Origin of the sequence: Endozoicomonas atrinae, assembly GCF_001647025.1 — a bacterium.
Lineage (GTDB): Bacteria > Pseudomonadota > Gammaproteobacteria > Pseudomonadales > Endozoicomonadaceae > Endozoicomonas > Endozoicomonas atrinae.
Map to the genome: position 1 here is coordinate 1 of NZ_LUKQ02000375.1, position 3,967 is coordinate 3,967.

The following is a 3,967-nucleotide window of genomic DNA, read 5'->3' on the forward strand; positions in this document are numbered from 1 at the left end:
GTTGCGGTTTCTCCACCACGTTCGGGTCGGTCTCGCCGCCATAGTTGCCGGTAACACTTTCATCCCTGGCTTTCTGTCCTAAGCCCCACGGCAGGATAACCGGCTGATCCTCGGCTCGGTTGCTCTGAAAGGTAAAGCGCCGTTTGCTATCAACAGGGACAGCTGCGGTTTCTTCGTCAAAAGCACCAATCTGGAAAAACACCGAGCCGTTAGCCTGTGGTTCATACTCCCGATCCTGAAAGGTAAAGTTCAGCGGTTGCTGTGGATGAATGTAAGCAGGGCTTTTCCACTTCCTTGAGCCGTAAAGGTCAACCGACTGCATGCCTTCGGATACATTGCTATCCCGCTCCGGTGGATGATTCCAAGGGGAGGCCTGTTGCTGATCCTGCGCTTGAATGCTTTTATCCCACGCACTCTGCTTGCCACTTTCCTTTGGCTCTGGCTGCTGCCAACGGTCGCCGGTTGCCGCTTCTTTCTTCTGGCTCTCCCCATGACTAAAACTGATCTGAATTTCCTTTTTAGCCACGGCTCCCCAAAACAGGCCAATTGGTGAGGCTTGCAGAGGCGTTGCCTGCTGGCTACTTTGCCTCCGAGTAGTGCTAACAGGGCGACTGGCTGAATAGGTCGCAGAAAAGCCCTGCTGCCGACTGACAGCCCCTTGCCATTGGCCTTCATAATGGCGAACCAATCCGGGAGGCGGTGCAAAATAAATCAGCCCTTTACCGTCAAAGGAAAAGTCAGCAATAGCCGACGATGACACGGCATAGGGAGCCCCGGTCAGCCGGAACTCTGCGCTGTCGGTGGGAACCTCATAACTCATGGCAGTAGTTCTGCTTTGATGGGACCGTGTGCCAGAGGCCGATAGAAAGGAATCGCCCGGAGGGTAATATCCCCTTCAATGGTTCGGGTGTGAGTGGTGCCGGTATCTATCCACCACTCCGGTTCGGTGGCAGGCAAGGTGCCGCCTGCTTCGACCCGGTAAACGTGACCATTGGGAACGGTGGGATGGATCAGATCACCTTGAACCACGCTGGCCGTTGCGGTGAAAGGCACACCGTATTCGTCTATCGCCAGTACAAAGGTATCGCCGCCTTCGGTCAGCACGTCCAGCGTATAGCTGCCGGTTTCGCTGTCACTGGTGGTATCGCCGGTTACTGACCATGAACCATCGGGCTTATGCTCAATGGCTACCAGCTGCCTTGCTGCCGGTTCGGCCTGATTGTCCAACACTCGCTCTACTTTGCCGCTGATGGTGGCAGGATCGCCGGTTGGTGTACCACCGCCTCCGCTGGTGCTGATGGCTATATCGTGAATGACCACGTTGTCAGTAAAAATAACTTCTGAGCAAAATAGCTTTTGATCTTTAAGAATCAAAATATTTGCTGGCTTTCCAACGAAGCTCTTCGGTAAAAAAGAAGCAGAAAAAGAACCATTCTTAACATTTTGGCTATAGAAGTATTTTAAAGTGCTATCTATCAACAGCAGCACATTGCCTTCATACAAAAGCCCGTCAACGGTAATATTTGCTAAAATTTTATGAGCATAATTTGGCTCTGTTATTACTGATATGTAATTTTCGCTTTCAAGAATCATTGCTACCAGTCACCTGAAGTCTGGATGAAAACAGTCATTGGCTGATAGTAATCATCAATATAATTTCTATCTCTCGCTAGTCCAAAATAGCTTATGCCTTCAATGGTTATAGGTTTCAAGAAATTGGGTATAGAACTGGTTTCTCCATGAGATAGAAAAGGCATAAAGTTATATACGCCCCGCAGCTTAAAATGAATGGTGGCATTTAAAAACATTGAATACGACGAACGAAGGGCAACTTTTTCTGTAAACTCAGTTATCGAGTTTATTGGTTTATTGTGATCTCTGGAGTCTTGAACATCACAGCCGAGCGCAGTCACAAAACAAGGTACGTCTGCCTCTGACCATTCTTCGCCGGGTACTTGGGTCACTGGTCTTTTTAGTGATCCTGAATTATTGTTATCTGTTAGCAAATGAAGCATAAATGTACCCGTACAATAAGATGTGTTCATGGAAAAATCAGCATCCATCACACCATTTAACATTCCGGGTCCTAATATCCCCCAAGATTTCGGATAATTTGCTGATGGAGTATCGAAATCACCCGCATAAATTGCAACAGGACAATAATTATCCCAGCTACTTGAATGTGTGGTATTAACTCTTTCAGGATAAAACACGAAGATAAACGTTCTTTCATCCCCAACAGCCATCCATTTCAGGTCAATGTGATAGGAAGCATAAGTGGTAACGTAATTACTGTAACCTGAATATGAATCCACCGATTCAACGGTATCAGCCGCTTGAAGCTGTAGGCCATATTGTCTGCTTATGGCTTGTTGCACTACCAAAAACATGTTGTCAGTATGCGCTGAATTATTTTCGTAAACCTTCCTGTTATTGGTTTCTGAGGCAAAGATTCTTTTCCAGCCTAAACCGGCTTTAGAGCCATAACCCGTAACAAGAATAGCGTCGATAATATCCACGATATTGCTCATGTATGGATACGAAGTATTCACTGCTGTTAATTGCGGTGCTCCTGCATCTTCCGATGAGTAAAATGTAACGGCCATCAGTCAGCATCCCCCCGAATCTGTAATGTAAAATCGTCGTTAGTTTCCGTTCCCTGCCCTGAAAGCACCGTCCTGCAAATCCAAACCGGCGCAAGGCATCCATCGGTATTGAAGCGAATAGCGTTACCCGTTGCCCAACCGCTGCCCCAACCATCGGCTTTCAATGTAAAATAAGGCACGCCGGTTTCCGGGTTAATGGGTGCGGTATCGGCTGCTGTGCTGCCGGTTGCTATGATCCCGAGCTTTTCCTCAACAATCTGAAAGACAGTGCTGCTGGTAAAGATCACCGCCCACTTGCCATAAATGGCTCCCTTATTGGTGGTTTCCACTGGATAGTTGATGGTGTTGTATTGGGCGGTGGTCTGGTCACCGATCCGGTTGTCTGTCCAGTTCGGGTCGCCGTTATCCCATACCTTCTGGCTGAAAAAGTTTTTCACTCTGGCCTGAAGATCGCCATACACGACCGCACTGCTTACTGTGGTTTCGGTTGCGGGTAAATCCCAAGGGACAGGCGAAATAATAGAAAGGTCGCCGTTGATCTGAACGTCACTGAGGACGCTCATGTGCTCTACCCGGTCTTTAATGGTAAAGGGGGCGGTCAGTGGGTTGCTCTGGTCGTCGATCAGGCTCAGTGGGTCAGCAAAGGTGACGGTTCCTGCTTCCCGGTCGGTGGTGTACTGATCCGCTTTCAATAGAGCCCCGGTGCTGTCTTCCACAACAATGTCGGCCTGATGGTCACGGCTCAGGTTGATCACCTGGCCTGCGGTAGGGGTAGCGGCATCGGTGCTGTTGGCGTGGCTGATGACCACGATGTCGCCTGCCCTGAAGATGGGCACCTTGCCGTCTGGTGGCAAACGCACCGGGTCTAGCCCGATCAGTTCAGCGTCCAGCGGCAGGCTGGTTTCCACAATGCAGTTATACCGGATGCTCTGTGGTATGACGAAGATTGGCTTCTTTTCAGGAGAGCCGCCGTCGGTAAATTGAATTTCACACCAGCCGGTGGTGGTGTCGATCTTCCCCTGCACTTCGCTGGTGTTAATCTCGCCGTTAAAGTCGGCGCTGGCGGTGATGATGTCGCCGTTATCCACTCGCACTGCCGTTAGCTGCAAGCTGCCCAATCGAACCGGCGAGCCCGGTGTGCGAAAGGCCACGGCGTCTACTTTAAAACCCGGGCCGATGGTGGCGGCTGCTTCGATGGTGGCGCTGGTAAATCCACCCTGTGGATAAGTGGCTAATACCAATCGCATTTTCTAAATCCTTAAGCTGCCGCCAACTATGCTTAGGCATCATTACCATGCATTATCTAGAACAGATGTCTCGTCGACCACAGCTACCCGAAGGTTTTAATGATGTTGATTTTC

General features: G+C 49.7%; 4 protein-coding genes. All 4 read right to left on the reverse strand.

Annotated features, from left to right (window positions below):
• Positions 1–820: hypothetical protein (locus AK963_RS26425; protein WP_139117685.1), on the reverse strand; the 820-nt coding region annotated here is incomplete at its 3' end.
• Positions 817–1,374 (reverse strand): hypothetical protein, encoded by a 558-nt coding sequence (locus AK963_RS26430; RefSeq protein ID WP_139117686.1) that lies wholly within the window; start codon positions 1,372–1,374, stop codon positions 817–819. The genes AK963_RS26425 and AK963_RS26430, both read right to left, overlap by 4 nt.
• Positions 1,375–1,595: 221 nt before the next feature.
• Positions 1,596–2,606: a hypothetical protein gene (locus AK963_RS26435; RefSeq protein WP_139117687.1), complete on the reverse strand. Its 1,011-nt coding sequence runs from the start codon at positions 2,604–2,606 to the stop codon at positions 1,596–1,598.
• On the reverse strand, positions 2,606–3,853 hold the full coding sequence (locus tag AK963_RS26440; RefSeq protein ID WP_066018342.1) for a hypothetical protein: 1,248 nt from the start codon (positions 3,851–3,853) through the stop codon (positions 2,606–2,608). The genes AK963_RS26435 and AK963_RS26440 overlap by 1 nt, the downstream gene beginning before the upstream one ends.
• Positions 3,854–3,967 lie beyond the last annotated feature (114 nt).

Excerpts from the sequence above, each read along its gene's own strand:
- AK963_RS26440 (WP_066018342.1), bottom strand. The coding sequence starts at position 3,853 with ATGCGATTGGTATTAGCCACTTATCCACAGGGTGGATTTACCAGCGCC.
- AK963_RS26435 (WP_139117687.1), bottom strand. The coding sequence starts at position 2,606 with ATGGCCGTTACATTTTACTCATCGGAAGATGCAGGAGCACCGCAATTA.